This is a genomic window from Aquimarina sp. RZ0 (assembly GCF_008370685.1).
Lineage (GTDB): Bacteria > Bacteroidota > Bacteroidia > Flavobacteriales > Flavobacteriaceae > Aquimarina.
Genome location: NZ_VTZU01000017.1, coordinates 20,640 through 39,178, shown reverse-complemented (window position 1 = coordinate 39,178; position 18,539 = coordinate 20,640). Strand labels below are relative to the sequence as shown.

General features: G+C 32.8%; 14 protein-coding genes and 1 pseudogene. 7 read left to right on the top strand and 8 right to left on the bottom strand.

Annotated elements, in window-relative coordinates:
* Window positions 1–126 precede the first annotated feature (126 nt).
* Entirely contained in the window at window positions 127–1,485 is a 1,359-nt protein-coding gene (locus F0000_RS08340; RefSeq protein ID WP_149624258.1) for a hypothetical protein, read from the top strand.
* A gap of 61 nt (window positions 1,486–1,546) precedes the next feature.
* Here F0000_RS08340 and F0000_RS28235 read toward each other — a convergent pair.
* The 3 genes and pseudogenes from F0000_RS28235 to F0000_RS08330 all read right to left on the bottom strand — a co-directional run.
* Window positions 1,547–1,764, bottom strand: a pseudogene (locus F0000_RS28235) (transposase); the annotation flags it as partial.
* 586 nt (window positions 1,765–2,350) lie between these two features.
* Window positions 2,351–4,249, bottom strand: a complete 1,899-nt coding sequence (locus F0000_RS08335) for an amidophosphoribosyltransferase (protein ID WP_149624257.1) — start codon at window positions 4,247–4,249, stop codon at window positions 2,351–2,353.
* 83 nt (window positions 4,250–4,332) lie between these two features.
* Window positions 4,333–5,259, bottom strand: coding sequence for a PfkB family carbohydrate kinase (locus F0000_RS08330; RefSeq protein ID WP_149624256.1), 927 nt, complete (start codon window positions 5,257–5,259; stop codon window positions 4,333–4,335).
* A gap of 967 nt (window positions 5,260–6,226) precedes the next feature.
* On the opposite strand from F0000_RS08330, the gene F0000_RS08325 reads away from it, so the two are divergent.
* Entirely contained in the window at window positions 6,227–8,728 is a 2,502-nt protein-coding gene (locus tag F0000_RS08325; RefSeq protein WP_149624255.1) for a T9SS type A sorting domain-containing protein, read from the top strand.
* A gap of 597 nt (window positions 8,729–9,325) precedes the next feature.
* Here the strand turns inward: F0000_RS08325 and F0000_RS08320 are convergent.
* The 3 genes from F0000_RS08320 to F0000_RS08310 all read right to left on the bottom strand — a co-directional run bounded on the left by F0000_RS08320 (window position 9,326) and on the right by F0000_RS08310 (window position 11,505).
* Window positions 9,326–9,922: an START domain-containing protein gene (locus F0000_RS08320; RefSeq protein ID WP_149624254.1), complete on the bottom strand. Its 597-nt coding sequence runs from the start codon at window positions 9,920–9,922 to the stop codon at window positions 9,326–9,328.
* A 118-nt stretch (window positions 9,923–10,040) separates the two neighbouring features.
* Window positions 10,041–10,676 carry a viroplasmin family protein gene (locus F0000_RS08315; RefSeq protein WP_149624253.1) on the bottom strand — a complete coding sequence of 212 codons (636 nt, stop codon included), beginning with the start codon at window positions 10,674–10,676 and terminating at the stop codon, window positions 10,041–10,043.
* 247 nt (window positions 10,677–10,923) lie between these two features.
* Complete coding sequence (locus F0000_RS08310) at window positions 10,924–11,505, bottom strand: phosphoribosylglycinamide formyltransferase (RefSeq protein WP_149624252.1); 582 nt, start codon at window positions 11,503–11,505, stop codon at window positions 10,924–10,926.
* Between the two features lie 181 nt (window positions 11,506–11,686).
* On the opposite strand from F0000_RS08310, the gene F0000_RS08305 reads away from it, so the two are divergent.
* From F0000_RS08305 to pyk, 5 genes are all read left to right on the top strand, one after another.
* On the top strand, window positions 11,687–11,920 hold the full coding sequence (locus tag F0000_RS08305) for an acyl carrier protein (RefSeq protein WP_027394586.1): 234 nt from the start codon (window positions 11,687–11,689) through the stop codon (window positions 11,918–11,920).
* Window positions 11,921–11,937: 17 nt separating this feature from the next.
* Window positions 11,938–13,191, top strand: a complete 1,254-nt coding sequence (fabF, locus tag F0000_RS08300) for a beta-ketoacyl-ACP synthase II (RefSeq protein WP_149624251.1) — start codon at window positions 11,938–11,940, stop codon at window positions 13,189–13,191.
* Between the two features lie 2 nt (window positions 13,192–13,193).
* The gene (gene rnc / locus F0000_RS08295) at window positions 13,194–13,931 is read left to right on the top strand and encodes a ribonuclease III (RefSeq protein WP_149624250.1); all 738 of its coding nucleotides are present in this window, start codon (window positions 13,194–13,196) and stop codon (window positions 13,929–13,931) included.
* Window positions 13,932–14,131: 200 nt separating this feature from the next.
* Window positions 14,132–14,626: an IPExxxVDY family protein gene (locus F0000_RS08290; RefSeq protein WP_188112054.1), complete on the top strand. Its 495-nt coding sequence runs from the start codon at window positions 14,132–14,134 to the stop codon at window positions 14,624–14,626.
* Window positions 14,626–16,053 (top strand): pyruvate kinase, encoded by a 1,428-nt coding sequence (pyk, locus tag F0000_RS08285; RefSeq protein WP_149624248.1) that lies wholly within the window; start codon window positions 14,626–14,628, stop codon window positions 16,051–16,053. The genes F0000_RS08290 and pyk overlap by 1 nt, the downstream gene beginning before the upstream one ends.
* 476 nt (window positions 16,054–16,529) lie before the next feature.
* Here the strand turns inward: pyk and F0000_RS08280 are convergent, their stop codons facing one another.
* On the bottom strand, window positions 16,530–17,027 hold the full coding sequence (locus F0000_RS08280; protein WP_149624247.1) for a hypothetical protein: 498 nt from the start codon (window positions 17,025–17,027) through the stop codon (window positions 16,530–16,532).
* Window positions 17,028–17,431: 404 nt separating this feature from the next.
* Window positions 17,432–18,406: an endonuclease gene (locus tag F0000_RS08275; RefSeq protein WP_149624246.1), complete on the bottom strand. Its 975-nt coding sequence runs from the start codon at window positions 18,404–18,406 to the stop codon at window positions 17,432–17,434.
* Window positions 18,407–18,539: the final 133 nt, after the last annotated feature.

Sequence of the window (18,539 nt, the reverse complement as noted above, 5' to 3'; positions counted from 1 at the left end):
TTGGTAATTAAAACGGCTAAAATTGTTAAAATTATTAAGAAAAACATCACTTATCAACAGTTTTTTTTTAAACGAATAAAAATGCTTCTTTGATTGCGTAAGGTGAGTTATTAAAATTGAATAATCATGGAAAAGGAAAAACATAATCAAAGTACATTTGATTCTCTAAAAAAGATTTTTGATCAAATTGTTAGAGAAATTGAATCCGTAGAGCAGCGTTTAACTCCACGATCAAAATTAGATACTGTTATTAAGTCATATAAAGATTCAAACACTGCTATTATTCAGGTTAACGAAGCTATACCCGAACATAAGCTCAAAGCCACAGAAATGCTCGAAGCTGTAAACACTATATCGTTAGCGATAACCAGACTATTTGAGAATCGAGAAAATGGATTAAAGAACATTGCAAAGTTAAAATCAACTGAATTTTTAAATACTACTGATTTAGAGGAAGCAATAAAAGAGCTGAAAAAAAGTAAACGAAGATTAAAAAGCGACGAGTCTGCTATCTTTGATCATAATAAAAGGATTTCCCTTTTCTCCGAGACCAATAATGAAGTTATGTTTCAGGTAGATAATATAAAGGCGGTAACCGAAGATGATTTGCTTAAAGTATTGGAAAAAGGAAAAAGAATTTTAGTAGAAAAACAAGCTTGGGAAGAGCAAAATCCTATACCAAATTACGACTCAGATTCTGAGTCTTGTTATTCCAATATCTCAGAAATTGATAACGATAATGATTTTTTAGCAGTACCAACTAAAAAAATTCTACAAATTGCTTTATCGGAAAGAGATGGAGCAATAGAGGAAAAAATCTTAGCACCATTAGGGGTTCAAAAATCATTTAATGAAAGTAGAGGGTTTGCTCAAAAAGATATTGTTATTTCACTTGAAAATTTGACAAACCCAACTAACTACAGTAAAAAACTAGAAAATCTTATTGGATGGGTGACTAATTCTGAAGAATTTATTATTCAAATAAATGATGACGGGATACCTATCGACAAAGAAGCCGCACATGATGCGAAAAATGTTATAGAAGTTTTAACATCACACGGTCTTAATGAGCAAGACTATCAATATAAAGGGAAAATCTCCTTAGAAAGCTGTAACACAGGGCAATGGTCAACACAAAGAGCCGTCAATAGTTTGAAGAAAAAGAATGTTGGAGGTTTATCTGTAGAAGGTCCAAATCATGAAATGATGATTAAAATTGGGAGTATTGAAAACCACCAAGGGCAGAGAAGAAGTTCATTAAAAACAGGAAAATACGGAGAAGCACTTGTTGTATTTGGGAATAATCGTTACGATCGTGCAGATGCTAAGGATTTCAATAATGATTTCAAATACAAAAATTTAATTAAACTCGAAGCAAAATCAAATGCGGCAAAAACAGAAAAACGTAAAAATACGGCTAGAAAAAGGCTAATAGATACAAATCCCAAAGTAGAAAGGATACAGACAAAGCAACGAAAAATATAAACATTGCTTTTCCAAATACTTAATCACAAATAAATAATCCTCGGGGCAAGCCCACTAGGCATTAAAATAATTTTAGCTGATTATCTTTTTTCAAAACCTTATACTCTTCTTCAATCCCTTGATTTTTGACATATTTTGCTATCATTTGTTCTGTGCCATGTCGACCAACTGTATTAACAAAATACCCCTTGCCCTAAAATTCGCCTCCCCATAATTGTTTTTCACCTCCGGGCAACGTCGAAAAACTTCCCCTGCTATCAAACTTTTTACCGTGGTAATACGATTTATAACTAAAAATTTCGCATAAATTCATTGAATTATTTTTTCTTTATACAAGACAAAAAAATCAAGCATAGCTATAGCTACGGTTTATTTTTTAAACGAAGTAGAAAGGAAAAAGAAACGATGAATATGCGAAATTTTTAGTTATAAATCGTATAATATCTGTTTTAAGAAAAGAAAGAAATATGAATAAGTTAATGCTGTCTCTTTAGGAAATAGAAAAGCCGAGATCGATTATATTTATTATTTGACAAAAAAAATTGTGCAAACACAGCAATTGGTCTTGATCCAAGAAAAGCAATCAAATATGTTTAAATTTTTGGTAGTCGCTTTTTTAGGAAATAGAAAACTCAAGAAAAGTTGTCTATAATTATTTTGATGTAAACTAGACATATTGTAAAATAAAAAAAGGTGGAAAATCCACCTTTTTTTGCCCCAAATCTACCATGAACTTAACCTACTTATGCTATGGCTCTGCTAATATATAAGGTTATTTCATTGTGGAAAAATGTTTTAGACGAAAAGCTTAAATATTTGTTGAAATACACAAATTAACTAATTTTAACAACAAGGTTTTATTTTTTTAGTACGCTCTTTCGTTTTTACCTTCGTAGAAATTTATAAAAGCCTTATTTACTACTCTGTTACCTCCTTCTGTCGGGTAATCTCCTGTAAAGTACCAATCTCCTAAATTTTTAGGGCAAGCTATATGCAAATTATCTACTGTTTGATATACTATTTTAACTTCAGCATTCACTGTTTCGTCACTAAGCAGCTCTGCTATCTTATCGCTTATTTCCTGATTTTCAAACCCTTGATAAATCTCTTTTACAAAATTCTGAACTTCTTTATCTTCAAGATTTTCTTGAGCTTTACATTTCTCATATACTTGCTCTACAAGATCATAATTACCATTTTCTTTGAGCAGCTCCAGCGCTGCTTTAAATGCTATTAATCCTTCTAATCTTGCCATATCAATCCCGTAACAATCCGGATATCTAATTTGTGGCGCAGAAGAAACCACAACAATCTTCTTAGGCTTTAGCCTATCAAGCATTTTAATAATACTCTTCTTTAATGTGGTCCCTCTTACAATACTATCATCTATAATAACAAGGTTATCTTCTGGTTTTACTACTCCATAGGTAACATCATATACATGGGCTACCAGATCATCTCTACTACTATCTTCTGTAATAAATGTGCGAAGTTTAGCATCTTTTATAGCTAATTTTTCTGTCCGAAGCCTTACTGATAAAATCTCTGTCAATCGCTCATCAGTTAATGAATCTTTTTCTGAGAGTATCGTTTCATTCTTTTGTTTATTGAGTTCGTCCTGAGCTGCTTCAACCATCCCGTAAAAAGAAGTTTCTGCAGTATTCGGGATAAAAGAAAAAACGGTGTTTACCGTATCATGATTAATTTCATTTAATACCTGTGGCATTAGGAGTTTTCCTAATTTCTTTCTTTCTTCATAAATCTCTGCATCGCTTCCTCTGGAAAAATAAATCCGCTCAAAAGAACACGCTTTTCGCTCTATCGGTTCAATAATTTTACTTATAGAAGTACTTCCATTCTTTTTAACAATGATTGCTTTTCCCGGATCTAATTCTATTACTTTCTCAAAAGGAACATTAAATACTGTCTGGATAACTGGTCTCTCTGATGCAACGACAACAATCTCATCATCCTTATAGTAATAAGCAGGTCGTATTCCTGCAGGATCTCTCAAAACAAAGGAGTCTCCATGTCCTAACATTCCTACCATGGCGTATCCACCATCCCAATCTCTTGATGATTTTTTAAGAATTTTGGCTACATTTAATCTTTCGACGATTTGTGGAGAGGCATCGACCTTACTAAAACCTTCTTTTTTCAGTTTTTTATAGAGTTTTGCTACTTCAGAATCCAAAAAATGTCCGATTTTTTCCATCACTGTAACGGTATCGACTTTATCTTTAGGATGCTGCCCCAATCTTACTAAATTATCAAACAATACATTATTGTTTGTCATATTAAAATTACCCGCTACAATAAGATTACGATGCATCCAGTTATTTTGTCTTAAAAATGGATGTACACTTTCTACACTATTTTTTCCAAATGTACCGTAACGTACATGGCCCATCAGTACTTCTCCTATATACGGAATATTTTTTTTCTGTAACGATACGTCATCCAAATATTCCGGATGACTCTCTAGCTTACTGTTAATTCTATCATTGATCTGGGAAAAAATATCCTGAATTGGTTGCGACTCGCAAGAGCGAACCCTACTAATATACCTCTCTCCAGGAGCTGTATCTAATTTTACACTAGCAAATCCAGCACCATCTTGTCCCCGATTATGCTGTTTTTCCATCATTAGATACATTTTATTTACACCATAAAAAGCGCTGCCATATTTCTCCTTATAATAATCTAGTGGTTTTAGTAATCTAATAAACGCTATTCCGCATTCATGTTTTAAAGCATCACTCATTGTATTCCAAAAATTCTATTGTTGTGTTCTATCGTCTTTCTTAAAAAAATCCTTGTACCAAAAAAATCAGGACTCTATTATGATTATGCCAATTCTATTTCAAATTTTGTTAATTCTTTGAATTCCAAAAGTCTTTTCTGAACTTCTTCACGTTTTAGATTTTGCATTCGTTCTGTACCAAATTTCTCTACACAAAAAGAAGCTAGATTAGAAGCATGGATGATTGCTTTTTTCATATTATCAAAAGAAATGTCTCCTGTTTTTGTTAAAAATCCTGTAAAACCTCCTGCAAACGTATCTCCGGCACCAGTAGGATCAAAAACTTCCTCTAATGGTAAGGCTGGAGCAAAGAAAACTTGATCTTTATAAAACAACAATGCCCCGTGTTCACCTTTTTTGATCACTACATATTTGGGGCCCATTTTTTCGATAGCTCTGGCAGCTTTTACTAAAGAATACTCTCCACTTAATTGCCTGGCTTCTTCATCATTTATAGTAATTACATCTACTCTGGCAATCACTTTCTTTAAATCTTCTAACGCATGATCCATCCAAAAATTCATCGTATCCAAAACAGCCAGTTTTGGGGTAGATTCCATCTGTTCCAACACACTAAGTTGGACGATAGGATGCAAATTTCCTAACATTACAATTTCTGCATCTTTATAAGTCTCAGGAACTACAGGATTAAAATCTGCCAACACATTTAATTGAGTGTCCAATGTATCTCTGGAATTTAAATCATTATGGTATCGTCCGCTCCAGAAAAAAGTTTTACCTCCTTTTACAATTTCTACTCCAGAAGTATCGATATTTTTATGTTGAAGCATGGTTAGGTATTCTTCAGGAAAATCTTCCCCAACCACAGACACAATAGCAGATTGAACATTAAAATTAGCGGCAGAAAGCCCAATATATGTTGCGGCACCTCCTAATATCTTGTCTGTTTTACCAAAAGGTGTTTCGATGGCATCAAAAGCTACCGTACCTACAATAAGTAATTTACTCATAATAATAGCATAATATTTTTTTTGCAAAGATACACTTTAGTTTCAAGCAAATTTATCAAAAATGAAGTCTTGCATTACAAGACTCATAATTGTTACTTTGTGTATTATTCCAAAAAATTTAACATCATTCTGTTTAATAGTACATTAATGAAATAAAGATATTATCAATCACAAGCCAAGGTGTTAAAGTCAGTTAAATATTCCCTGTTATCTTGTACAAGAAACTACCTCTCTTTATCTTTGTTTAGCGAAAACATAATGATTGACACCATTAAGTTTTATCAGAAATTCTTAATGTATAATCAGGATATTATTTTTTTAGACTTAAACACAAATTTTATTATAAAATATTATACGAAAGATTTTTATTAACTAACACAAACTCAAAAATTATGCTTAACTCTTACTCTAATTCTTCTAAACAGAAGAACACGACCTCATCAACACCATTTTTATCAATACCTCATCAGAGTTCAAGTTAAAATTTATCTTTCTTGAATTTGGATATTTATGGTAATCACTGTAGCCTAAAAACTATTAAACCAATCTTATTTACCTGCTTTTCATTCATTTTTATGGTTTAAATTTTATGTGTTTTTATAAAATTTCTTGATGATTTTAGTTCCTTAACTAGTTCTAACGCTCAAAAAAGAAAGACACAAGAAATTACGTATCAAATGGATTACAAGTATATCTAACTATTTTACAAAAGAGAAATCGTTTCTTATGTACTATATAATATATCTTGTAGTGTATTATTATGGTAAAAAGACCTTGATTTTACTATTCTTTCTTGTTTAAAACATCTAACAAACAGCTTAGTCAATACCAATTACAATAGATGTATAGTAAGAATTGAAGCTGTATAACAACTTTTTTAATCCTTTAATAAATAATAATTAACACAAACCCTGAGGGTCTTATTAAATACCCTTAAAATTCTATAACTAACACAAACTCGTAAACTATGAACAAATTTCATGTCCGTTCTTTTAAACAAAAGAACACCACAACCTCAGTATTATTTTTCTTTATGCTAGCCCTGCTGAGCTTCACTAAAATTCACGCTAAAAACATTAATTTTGACGCTAAATATGGAAACAATGGAAATGTTTTTCTTAAAATACAGAAAGCCATTGATGAAGCTTCTGCTGGAGATGTCATTATATTTAATAGTAATTCATATGACTTAAAAGATTTAAGAGGATTAAATATTTTGACTATATCCAAAGCTATTACTATTAAAGGAAAAGCTCCAAGAGGATTTGATCCTATGCGCATTGGATCATCCGGTATTCTAACTTCTTTTAAAAACGTGCCTACTTTTGCTTTTCGTTCTAATAACATCAAATTTATGAACATCTCACTTGTACGCAAAAATCACGGAGAAGGTGTTTATGATATCCTTATTGATGCAAGACATTCTACTTATTTGGAACCTGTACCACAAGCTGTAACTCAATTACAATATAAAGGAATAGAATTTAAAAATGTAACTCTTAATGGTAGTGCCTACTCAGTACACTCTGGTAATGGAATCGGAATCAAAATGATCAACACTTCTATTATTAATTATCGCCGAACAGGATATTGGGCAAATCGATTTGGTAGAGTAGACTCAACTCCTATGGCTTTATTTAAGCGATGTGAGATTATCCCTGAAGATACTATCGGATTTGATGACAGAGCTGTTTCTTATGATGCAGGAAATTCAGAATATCCAGTAGTTTGGGATACCAATAATACAACTTTTGACACCTGTAAAATCAATGACTCCGGAATTGCTCTATCCAGATGTAGAAATTTTACCATCAAAAATTGTACATTTAATGATCGAGTAGGAGCCGTTGACTTAGTCCATATTGAAGAATTTTCTAATAACATCAAAGTTATAAACAACACCTTTAATTGTCAAGTACCTAATGTAAATCTGCGTACTAGAATATCTCAATTAGATAGAGACTTACAACCTGTTAGAGATATTGAATTTAAAAACAATAAAATTGTTGGTTCTTACAACTTTTTTATCTCTGCATATGCAACTAGTGATATTAGAATAACCGGAAATGATTTTACCAAAGCAAATGCAATTGGTAATAACTCTATTGATTTTGCTTATTACGAATCTCGTGACAGAGAGCCTATTGATGCAGAATTACTTTCTAATGACATTACAGTGACTGATAATCCTGGATTAGGTCTCTTAAAAAACAAAGGTATCCGTGTACAACTACCAAGAAATAATGCTAGATTCGTGATAAAAGGATATAAGCCTTCTCAACGTACTATTACACGACCAAACCCGATTAAAGCAGTTGTTCCAGATGGTATTTATGAAATTGTCAATAAAAAGAATGGAAAAAAATTAACTGCTCCCAGTACTGGTACTGGAATTGTAACCACTAATGGTAATAGTAAAGATTCGCAATGGAAAATCACATTTAACCCTCCATATTCATATTTTATCCAGAATGTAGGGAATAAAAAATATATGGAAACTCACGTTGGATATACAGAATTTGATGTAATTACAAATCAACCACAAAATGTATTTCCTTTCTTAATAAACTATGGAGAAAATGCTACATTACCATTTTGGAGCATTATTAAGCACGGGAACGATTTTGAGATATTCCCGGGTGGTAATGAACGTCAATCTGTATTTTCTACAGATGGATCTATTACAAAATTAATTTTTACAATCGCTATTGATAGCAATGGAGTGCGATCTAATCTTGAACTTGGTGATGAAGCACAGTGGGATATCAGACCTGTTTCAACCGATACTGAAGCACCAATCGGTAGTGTCATTAGCTTAAAAAAATCAGGAGGTGACAAAAGATTCATTTCGGCAGTAGGAAGTTTAGATCAGGATTTATATGCAAATCAAAATAGAATTTTTGGAAACGGTCAAAAATTTAGAGTTGAGAAACATCCATTAGGTAAAGGTGTCGCATTAAGATCATTAGCATCTAATAAATGTATTCGTGTATTTGGCGATAATGCTAACGCTATCGTAGATGCTTTGGGAGGAGATGGAAGCTGGACACAATTTGAATGGAAATCATTAAAAAATAATCAGGTAGCTCTTAAAAGCCTGTTCTCTAATAAATGGCTACAAGCTCCTCATAATAAAGATATCACAGCTCTGTATGCAAGAGGTAATGCAATCGGCTCCTGGGAAACTTTTAACTGGGAAATTGTTACTGATTCCAGATCTATTGATACTCAAAAAGATGAAGATACAGTGATGTATCCTACTATTGTCAATGCAGGAGATGACGTAACCATATCTACTCTTGAGAATAAAAACAATAATAGTATTGAAGTATATAGTATTGATGGTAGATTAGTAAAAAGAGAAGTATCAGCATCAACTACTACAATAATAAATACGAACACCTTAACTTCTGGATTATATTTAGTAAAAATAAGCGGAGGAAAAGCACTTAAGTTACTGGTAAATTAAGAGTATGTTTAAAAACCCTTCTACCTGCTGGTCATTACTTTGACAACCTTGACTTTACTTCAAATAAGCAACATATCTCGATATGTCATCGATTTGAAGTGTCGTCAGAACACCAAACTACTGACAATCAGTTTGCATTGTTTTTAAACATGCTCTAAACTTCCAGGTATTGATTTATATTGAAAAGGCTTGTTTGAGTATACTCAAACAAGCCTTTATTTTTTTATAAAAACAATATCATTTCAGAAACATTATATCATACGATTTGTGATTAAAAAATTCGTATAAATTCATTGAATTATTTTTTCTTTATGCAAGGCAAAAAAATCAAGCATAGCTATAGCTACGGTTTATTTTTTAAACGAAGTAGAAAGGAAAAAGAAACGATGAATATGCGAAATTTTTAGTTATAAATCGTATCAATTCTGTTTTAAAGACACTCAAATAAAACCCGGCAATTTCTTGCTTAGGCTAAAGGCGTATCCATAACTACAGCTTCTTTTTATGTTGAAATATCAACATAAAAAGCAAATTTTAATAAGCAATATTAGATCAGAAATGGAATTGAATCTGTTTAAGACAGACAATAGACAGTCTTTAAGAATTTAGATTTTCTAATATATTTCTAAGTGTCAAAAAAGTTTTAAACGGACCCGTTACTAATAATGAATTCGTAATAAAAGGAGGTAATGAGCCTTCTGGATTTACATATAATTGTTGTGTAATTTTTACCAGACCCTCTTTTTCTTCTAACAACCAATATCCTGATAACTCCTGGATTCTAAGCGTATTTTTAAATTCCGGGACTTCATCTGGTGCCGCTTTAATGAATAATTTGACTTTATTTTCAGAAATTCTGGAAACACTTAATTGAGAAACAACATCTCTATCCTTGATCGGCCAGGGAAAATCGTTTTTTACATAAAAAATATATTCATCCTGATTACTTACTTTTACTAAGTGACTAACGCCCTCTTGACAATTTTTGTTATACTTGGGCGCCTGTAATAATTCATTAATTGCATCATCCAGTGTTGTTTTTACATAGGTCGTAGCTTTATATTCTTTATATGGACTTTCCTTAAAATCTCTTACCCATATCTGAATTCCCTGAGCATCTTTAGAAAGACTCCATTGCGTCTGGCTAAAGACTAACATTGGAATCAACAAAAAGAAATAACATATCTTTTTCATGTACTCTTTTTTTTTAAAAAATTAAACCTCTGATGTATTATGTGACAGAGGTTTAGTAGAAAAAATCAAATAAGTATTACGCTTATTCTTGTTAAAATACGTTAAATATAAACGTTAGTTATTTCCTTCCAAAATCAGCAGGGATTTCACCCCAGGCTTTGGTTTCCCATTTTACGATTTTGGTGGTGTATTTATTTTTTTTTAACCATAAGATAGCACGATCAACCAGATCAAACATTTTTTTGTTTTTTGCATTTCGCTCAAGTTTTGTCTTACAGGTTTTTTGTTGTACCCACCCCATAGCAATTCTGGAATCTGTATACAAAATCCTGTCACTATTTTCTTTTTTAAGATATGCCAACCCATGAACCAGCGCTAAAAATTCACCAATATTATTCGTTCCTTGCGGAAAAGGACCTTGATGAAACAACTGCTCCTCAGTCTGTGTATCCACACCTCTATACTCCATAATACCGGGATTACCGCTTGAAGCTGCATCCACTGCAATAGAATACAAGTTGGGTTCTCCTATTTTTGCAATTTGTTCTGGAGTCAGCGATGTTTTTGATTTACTTTTTCCTTTATAATCTTCGTAGTTTCCGTTATAGGCATTCCTTGCCAGATCAAAAGACTCAAATGATTTAAACTTCGCTCCTGCATATCCGTGTATAGCTACTTTACAATCGCTCCATTTTGTATATATGCCAGGTGTATGCCCTTCCCAAACTACATAAAACTTTTCTTTCTTTCCCATGATTCGGTGTAATCGTTTATTATTACTTGTTATTTGGATTGCTCTTTTTTATTTAGGAACGCTTTTATCGCAGTCATAATTGATACAAAATCTGGCTTTAATCTTACTGATCTTCGATATGAAGTAGAATTGAAATAACAAAGTTTTCAGAATACCATATTGAAAAAATGAGTAAACCACTTAATCTTAAAAATATCGAGTAACATCAACTAATAAAAGGTTTTTAATACTAATCAAGCACTCACTATTAATTGGCTTTTTCTTCCGGAAACAGTAATTCATTTATAACGACTGGAAAATGTTTATATTCTAAATGATGGATAGCCTTGGCAACATCATCTGCCGTATAATGAGGTTGTACGGCAGTTTTTGCCTGAAAAATAATAGCACCTTCATCATATTGTTCATTCACATAATGGATTGTAATACCACTTTCTGCTTCTCCATTTTTTACTATAGCCTCGTGCACATAATGCCCATACATCCCTTTTCCTCCATACTTGGGTAATAATGCTGGATGCACATTTATAACCTTATTCGGAAAAGCATCAATGATTTTCTTCGGGAATATCCACAAGAACCCCGCAAGTACAATTATGTCAGGTTTTGCGTCAATTAAGATGTTTAGCACCTCATTAGTGTCATAAAATGACGCTTTGTCAAAGTGTAGCGCCGTTACTTTAAGGGTATGAGCCCGTTTTAGCACTTTGGCACGCAGGTTGTTAGAAAACACATGTGTTACTTCGGCAGTTTTTCTTTCTTGAAAGTATTTAATTATATTTTCTGCATTGGTTCCAGAACCAGAAGCAAAAATGATGATACGTTTCATAGTATGATAAGTTGTTAATTTATAGAACACAAAAAAAATAATTATTATTCATTTTTAGGGAGCAAAAACGCAATACTTCGTTATATTTGATAAAATACAAATACATTTTTATGGGATTGTGGGGTTTTAAAATAAAGTTTTTTATTTTTGCGACCTAATTTAAAAATTAAAATTAAACATTATGTCAGACATTGCATCAAGAGTAAAAGCGATAATCGTTGACAAATTAGGAGTAGACGAAAATGAGGTTGTTACTGAAGCTAGCTTCACAAACGATCTGGGAGCTGATTCATTGGACACTGTAGAATTGATTATGGAATTCGAGAAAGAATTCGATATTCAGATTCCAGATGATCAAGCTGAAAACATCGCAACAGTTGGTCAAGCAATATCTTATATTGAAGACGCAAAGTAATAACTTCACAACAAAATATGAATCTTAAGCGAGTTGTAGTCACAGGACTAGGGGCATTAACCCCGATCGGTAATAATATTGATCAATATTGGAATGCATTAATAAATGGCAAAAGCGGTTGTGCATTCACTACTAATTTTAATACCGAAAATTTCAAGACTAAATTTGCTTGCGAAGTCAAAAATTATAATCCAACAGACTATTTTGATAGAAAAGAAGCTCGCAAACTAGATAAGTTTGCACAGTATGCTATTGTCTCTTCAGAAGAGGCGATAAAAGATGCTTCTATTGATCTTGAAAAGATTGATAAATTTAGAGTAGGTGTTATCTGGGGTGCTGGTATCGGCGGAATAGAGACTTTTCAGGAAGAAGTTCTTGGGTATGCCAATGGGAATGGAACACCTCGTTTCAATCCTTTCTTTATTCCTAAAATGATTGCAGATATTGCTCCAGGACATATTTCTATAAGAAATGGTTTTATGGGTCCTAATTATACTACGGTTTCTGCCTGTGCTTCTTCTGCCAATGCAATGATAGATGCGCTAAATTATATTCGTTTAAATCATTGTGATATTATTGTTACAGGGGGAAGCGAAGCCGCAGTTACCATTGCTGGTATGGGAGGATTTAATGCTATGCATGCGTTATCAACAAGAAATGAAAGCCCTGAAACAGCTTCCAGACCTTTTGATGCGACCAGAGATGGTTTTGTCTTGGGAGAAGGAGGAGGAGCACTTGTTCTTGAAGAGTATGAACACGCTAAAGCGCGTGGTGCAAAAATCTATGCTGAGGTTGTAGGTGGAGGAATGTCTAGTGATGCTTATCACATGACCGCCCCTCATCCAGATGGGATTGGAGTAGAACGTGTAATGCTTAATTGTTTAAGAGATGCTGGTATACAACCGGAACAAGTAGATGCCATAAATACGCACGGAACCTCCACACCATTGGGAGACGTAGCAGAATTAAAGGCAATTACTAAAGTTTTTGGTGATCACGCACCTAATATAAATATAAATTCAACAAAATCTATGACAGGACATTTACTTGGTGCAGCAGGAGCTATAGAATCAATTGCTTCTATTTTAGCAATGCAACATAGTATTGTTCCCCCTACAATAAATCATACTACTGTAGACGAAAACATAGATCCTTCGTTAAATTTAACCTTAAACAAAGCACAAAAACGTGACATTACGTATGCAATGAGCAATACTTTTGGCTTTGGAGGTCATAACGCTTGTGTATTATTTAAAAAACTAGACGAATAATAATGAGTGTTATTCGCAACATATTAAGTTCCCGCTCTGAAAAGAACGGGAATTTTTTTACAAAAATTCAAAACATTCTGGGTTTCAAGCCTAAGAACATAGCTCCTTTTGAGAAAGCTTTTACCCATAGATCACTAAATCTCACAGATAAAAAAGGGAATGCAGTCAATTATGAGAGGCTAGAATTTCTAGGAGATGCTATGCTGAGTAGTGTTATTGCCGCCCACCTGTTTAAAGAAGTTCCTGAAGGAAATGAAGGATACCTTACTAAAATGAGGGCAAAAGTAGTAAGCAGAAAGCATCTGAATGAATTAGGAAAAGACCTGAAATTAATAGAACTGGTTCGTACAAATATTCCTAAATCTCAATTTGGTATTAATATCCATGGCAATCTATTTGAAGCATTAATTGGTGCCATTTATCTGGATAGAGGTTTTGCATATTGCGAACGGTTTATCCACGAAGCGGTTATCAATCCTTATGTAGACATAGAAAGTCTCGAAGGTCAGATTATTAGTTATAAAAGTTTATTGATAGAATGGTGCCAAAAAGAAAAAAAGGCCTTTAGATTCGAAATCTATGAAGATACCGGAAAAGATGAAATGAAACACTTTGCAGTAAAACTCTGGATTGATGAAAAAGTAATAGCAAAAGCGCGGGCGACTTCTAAGAAAAAAGCAGAAGAAAAATCTTCTAAGCGAGCTTATTTTGCATTACAGTCAAAAATAAACACCCAATAAGACAGATATATTTTTATTATAACATTTTCTAAAAAAGGAATTACTGAATTTAGAAAATTCATTTTTTATAGATTCTTCAAGTTTATTGATATAAAAATACTAACTCAATCGTTTTCGTATAATATCTTTATGTTTTATTAAACTTCTAAGGAGATTTTATTTGTATATTTCTCGATAATTTTGAAAAAATGTAGATGATAATGGCGGTTCAACGGTTAGTTTTAGATACCATTGCGGAGGATGATTATGATTTAATAGCAATTCATTGCACATTAGCTTCTTACCGATTAGCTTTTATACTTAACAAACATTTGAATCTTCAGCTTTTCAGAAAAAAGAAAGATATAAATTTTGAGTACGATACCGTTTCAGCAAATTTTCCGTTGTTTCAGTATCATGATCATTTTAAATATAATACATACAGTCTTTTGGGAAACAAGTTTAGAACAAAAATTGATACATCAACTGCTTCTGCTACTACAGATTTGTTTCCGATAATAGAAGGGATGTATGCAACTAAATATCTAATTCCAGAACTAAAAAATGTAGATTATTTTTTAAAAATAGAGGCTGAAACTTCAGAATTCTCATGTAAGTCATTAACCACTCAGCTTCTCAATATTACACAAGTTATAACAGCCTATACAGTAGATTATAGCCAACTTAAATCGAAGAACAACTTAATATTAGAATAATGCCAAAACGTAAAAGAACCAAAATAGTGGCAACCCTGGGCCCCGCAACTAGCACTAAGGAGGTATTGAAAAAAATGCTAGATGCAGGCGTAAATGTATTTAGAATCAATTTTTCACATGCAGACTACGAAGATGTAAAAGAACGTGTAAAAATAATACGAGAACTCAGTGATGAACATGGATATAATGCCGCCATACTTGCAGATTTACAAGGTCCAAAATTAAGAGTAGGTGTTATGAAAGGTGATATAATTGCTAATAATGGCGATACTATCAGCTTTGTAACCGGAACACCTTTTGAAGGGACTGCTGATCGTGTTTATATGAATTATGATAGTTTTCCTAAAGATGTACAAGCTGGAGAGCGAATATTACTCGATGATGGAAAGCTAATTTTTGAGGTAGTATCTACCAATAGTGAAGATACTGTACAAGCTAAGGTAATTCAGGGAGGTCCTTTAAAATCCAAAAAAGGAGTTAATCTTCCTAATACAAATATTTCTTTACCTGCACTTACAGAAAAGGATATAAAAGATGCGATTTTTGCCTGTAGCCTAGAAGTCGATTGGATTGCATTATCTTTTGTTAGACATGCGCAGGATTTGATTCTTTTACAGGATTTAATCAAAGAGCATAGCGAGTATAAAATCCCGATTGTTGCTAAAATTGAAAAACCAGAAGGAGTAGAAAATATTGATAAAATCGTTGCATATTGTGATGGTCTTATGGTGGCAAGAGGTGACTTAGGAGTAGAGATACCTGCTCAGGAAGTCCCTTTGATACAAAAGAAACTTGTTCTAAAAGCTAAAACTGCCAGAATCCCTGTAATTATTGCTACACAGATGATGGAGACAATGATTGATAGCTTGACTCCTACACGTGCAGAAGTAAATGATGTTGCCAATTCTGTAATGGATGGCGCAGATGCTGTAATGCTATCCGGAGAAACATCTGTAGGGAAGTATCCTGTGCAAGTTATAGAGACGATGTCTAAGATCATAAAAAGTGTTGAGGATTCTGACTTAATACAGGTCCCACAGAGTCCACCACATATCAGAACAAATCGATTTATCACCAAATCTATCTGCTATCACGCAGCCCATATGGCTAATGATATTGATGCAAAGGCGATCTGTACACTAACCAATAGTGGATATACTGCTTTTCAAATTTCAGCTTGGAGACCAGATGCACATATCCTTGCATTTACAAGTAATAAAAGAATACTCTCGCAATTAAGTCTTCTTTGGGGGGTAAAAGCATTTTATTATGATAAGTATGTAAGTACGGATGAGACGGTAGAAGATGTGAATAATTTAGCGATGGAACGTGGTTTTGTCGAGAAAGGAGATATGCTTATTAATCTTGCTGCCATGCCTGTTGCAGAAAAAGGAATGGTCAATACATTAAGAGTATCTCAGACATAATACTCTATAGTATTATTACTCATATAGTAACCTGAGAATATTATAGAAGAATAAAAACTTGTTTTCGACAAAAAATTCTTATCATAATTTCACTAAGACTGAAGTGCTTGGGAGTTAAACTCAGGTTATTAAATAAAAACCAAACACCTCACAGTAATTAATTTTACGGTGAGGTGTTTTTACATTATAATTCTTTGTGATGAGTAATACGATTTATAACTAAAAATTTCGCATATTCATCGTTTCTTTTCCCTTTCTACTTCGTTTAAAAAATAAACCGTAGCTATAGCTATGCTTGATTTTTTTGCCTTGCATAAAGAAAAAATAATTCAATGAATTTATACGAATTTTTTAATCACAAATCGTATAAACTACCTCGGGGCAAGCCCACGAGACATTTATTGAAAAAGACATTTTGATTTTGAGGCAAGCCTCGGAGCATTTAAATCTCGATTATCGAGTCAAAAAAAATAGACTTATCCAGGAATAACATAATTTACATTCACCACTTTTCTTTTAGAATAGCTGGTAAGCGTATCTTCGTTGTACATTTCATAACGAACTCTCCATCTGGTAATTCCCCCTACATTGAATTGTATAGGAAATTTCACCTGAACACTGTTTGATGAAACATCAAAACTAACTATGTGCTGCCAGTCTGTACCAGCCATCAATGGATCATCTACTTCAAAATGAATTTTATATTTCCTTACTGCTTTTGGAACAGCTTTTAATTGAGCCTGAGTAGGGTGATACGTATAAGTTACTTTACTAAGAACGCCTACATGAATAGGCCCATATAATCCAGGAGCAATAGCTACACCAAAATTTTTGACAGTTACAACATCTGATACTTCAGGCAGAACCTGATCTAATAGCTGGTTTTCATTAATAACTTCATTGGATTCATCTTGGTCACATGATGCACATAGTAATAATCCAATAATAGGTAATACATAAAATAATCTTTTCATTTTTGTTTAATTTTAGGAATCATATCATCTCAAATGAAATTACCTGCTGAAATCATTTCTTTTTGTTTCAGTTTATGGTGATTTCATCTAAGAATTGATATAACTAATTCGCCTATTGATTTTTATACAGATAACAGGTGCTAATCTGTTTTTAGAAATCATAGTGATTCATAAAATCATTTAGGAGAGAAACATAAAGTATTGGCGCCGATTCTATATTTCTCACTGTCTTGATATTTTAAGAATGTATTATGAGGCTCTAAAATGCGAAGACAAAACTAGTAGCCATACAGGTAAAGCATGTCCGAAAAGATTGATTCTAAAAGAATTCGGACATTATTCAAGGGGTTTACTGGTAAGTATAGAGGTAATCACCTCTTTTGTTTACGTATAATCGTGCTTTTTTAAAGACTCAATTTTAGATGTACATATACAGGAAAGTGATCACTGTAACCTCCTTTATATTTTCGCCCGGCATAGGTTCTAAAAGGATTCCCTTTATACCTGCCTTTATAGATCTTGAGAAAACTATCATCAAATATATTTGCTTCAGAAAAACTATGTGTAGCTGCTTTATATTTATGAAAGTTATTACTGAAAACAATTTGATCGAATAAATTCCATTGACTTCTATAATTTAATGTTCCTCGGTACCTCGTAAGCAGACGTTCCATAGGGTTATAAAAATCTTCTTGTACTAAATATTCTTTTACACTCTCACTGGTAGGATCATCATTAAAATCACCCATAACGATGATCTTCGCATTTGGATCTGATGCTGTGATTTGATCTATGATTTCTCGATTCTTCTCTGCGGCTGCAATTCTTTTATATGCTGTTGATGCTGCTCCATCCCTGCGAGAAGGCCAATGATTGACTAAGATATGTATTTCTTCATTTTGTAAATTCCCTGTAACCCAAAGGATATCTCTTGTAAAATCTCTTTCGCCATAGGCATTATCTACTAACACCTGAACGCTTTCAGAATGTGTTACGGTAAAATGTTTTTTTTGATATAAAAGACCTACATCAATTCCTCGCTCATCAGGAGATTCATAATGCACAACATCATAGTTTTTATTGATTAAGTGTTTTGTTTTAACAAGATCTTCTAAAACTGCTTTATTTTCTACCTCGGCAACCCCCAGAATTACAGGAGCTTTTCCAGTTTTAGCAAATCCTATATTAGAAATAGCAGTTCCCAGCTTAAAGATTTTCTTATTATACTTTCGTTTGTTCCATTCCTTTTCTGAATTTGGTAAAAAATCATTATCCAGTGTGATTGGGTTATCTTTGGTATCAAAAAGATTCTCTAAATTGTAAAATGCTATGGTATGAAGGTTGGTATTTTTTTTTGTAACGTAATTTCTGGAAGACATTCAATTAAAATTTATTGTAAATCTCTAAAGTACAAATTCAAAAGCATACAATATTGTACCTTTGCTCATTAATGCTAAAAATAAATGGCAAACACTCTATTGAATTCATTTTTTTATCGATGCAACAAGATTT

What these genes read in the sequence shown, in the direction of transcription:
- F0000_RS08340 (WP_149624258.1), top strand. Translation starts at nt 127, where the DNA reads ATGGAAAAGGAAAAACATAATCAAAGTACATTTGATTCTCTAAAAAAG.
- F0000_RS08335 (WP_149624257.1), bottom strand. Translation starts at nt 4,249, where the DNA reads ATGAGTGATGCTTTAAAACATGAATGCGGAATAGCGTTTATTAGATTA.
- F0000_RS08330 (WP_149624256.1), bottom strand. Translation starts at nt 5,259, where the DNA reads ATGAGTAAATTACTTATTGTAGGTACGGTAGCTTTTGATGCCATCGAA.
- F0000_RS08325 (WP_149624255.1), top strand. Translation starts at nt 6,227, where the DNA reads ATGAACAAATTTCATGTCCGTTCTTTTAAACAAAAGAACACCACAACC.
- F0000_RS08320 (WP_149624254.1), bottom strand. Translation starts at nt 9,922, where the DNA reads ATGAAAAAGATATGTTATTTCTTTTTGTTGATTCCAATGTTAGTCTTT.
- F0000_RS08315 (WP_149624253.1), bottom strand. Translation starts at nt 10,676, where the DNA reads ATGGGAAAGAAAGAAAAGTTTTATGTAGTTTGGGAAGGGCATACACCT.
- F0000_RS08310 (WP_149624252.1), bottom strand. Translation starts at nt 11,505, where the DNA reads ATGAAACGTATCATCATTTTTGCTTCTGGTTCTGGAACCAATGCAGAA.
- F0000_RS08305 (WP_027394586.1), top strand. Translation starts at nt 11,687, where the DNA reads ATGTCAGACATTGCATCAAGAGTAAAAGCGATAATCGTTGACAAATTA.
- fabF (WP_149624251.1), top strand. Translation starts at nt 11,938, where the DNA reads ATGAATCTTAAGCGAGTTGTAGTCACAGGACTAGGGGCATTAACCCCG.
- rnc (WP_149624250.1), top strand. Translation starts at nt 13,194, where the DNA reads ATGAGTGTTATTCGCAACATATTAAGTTCCCGCTCTGAAAAGAACGGG.
- F0000_RS08290 (WP_188112054.1), top strand. Translation starts at nt 14,132, where the DNA reads ATGGCGGTTCAACGGTTAGTTTTAGATACCATTGCGGAGGATGATTAT.
- pyk (WP_149624248.1), top strand. Translation starts at nt 14,626, where the DNA reads ATGCCAAAACGTAAAAGAACCAAAATAGTGGCAACCCTGGGCCCCGCA.
- F0000_RS08280 (WP_149624247.1), bottom strand. Translation starts at nt 17,027, where the DNA reads ATGAAAAGATTATTTTATGTATTACCTATTATTGGATTATTACTATGT.
- F0000_RS08275 (WP_149624246.1), bottom strand. Translation starts at nt 18,406, where the DNA reads ATGTCTTCCAGAAATTACGTTACAAAAAAAAATACCAACCTTCATACC.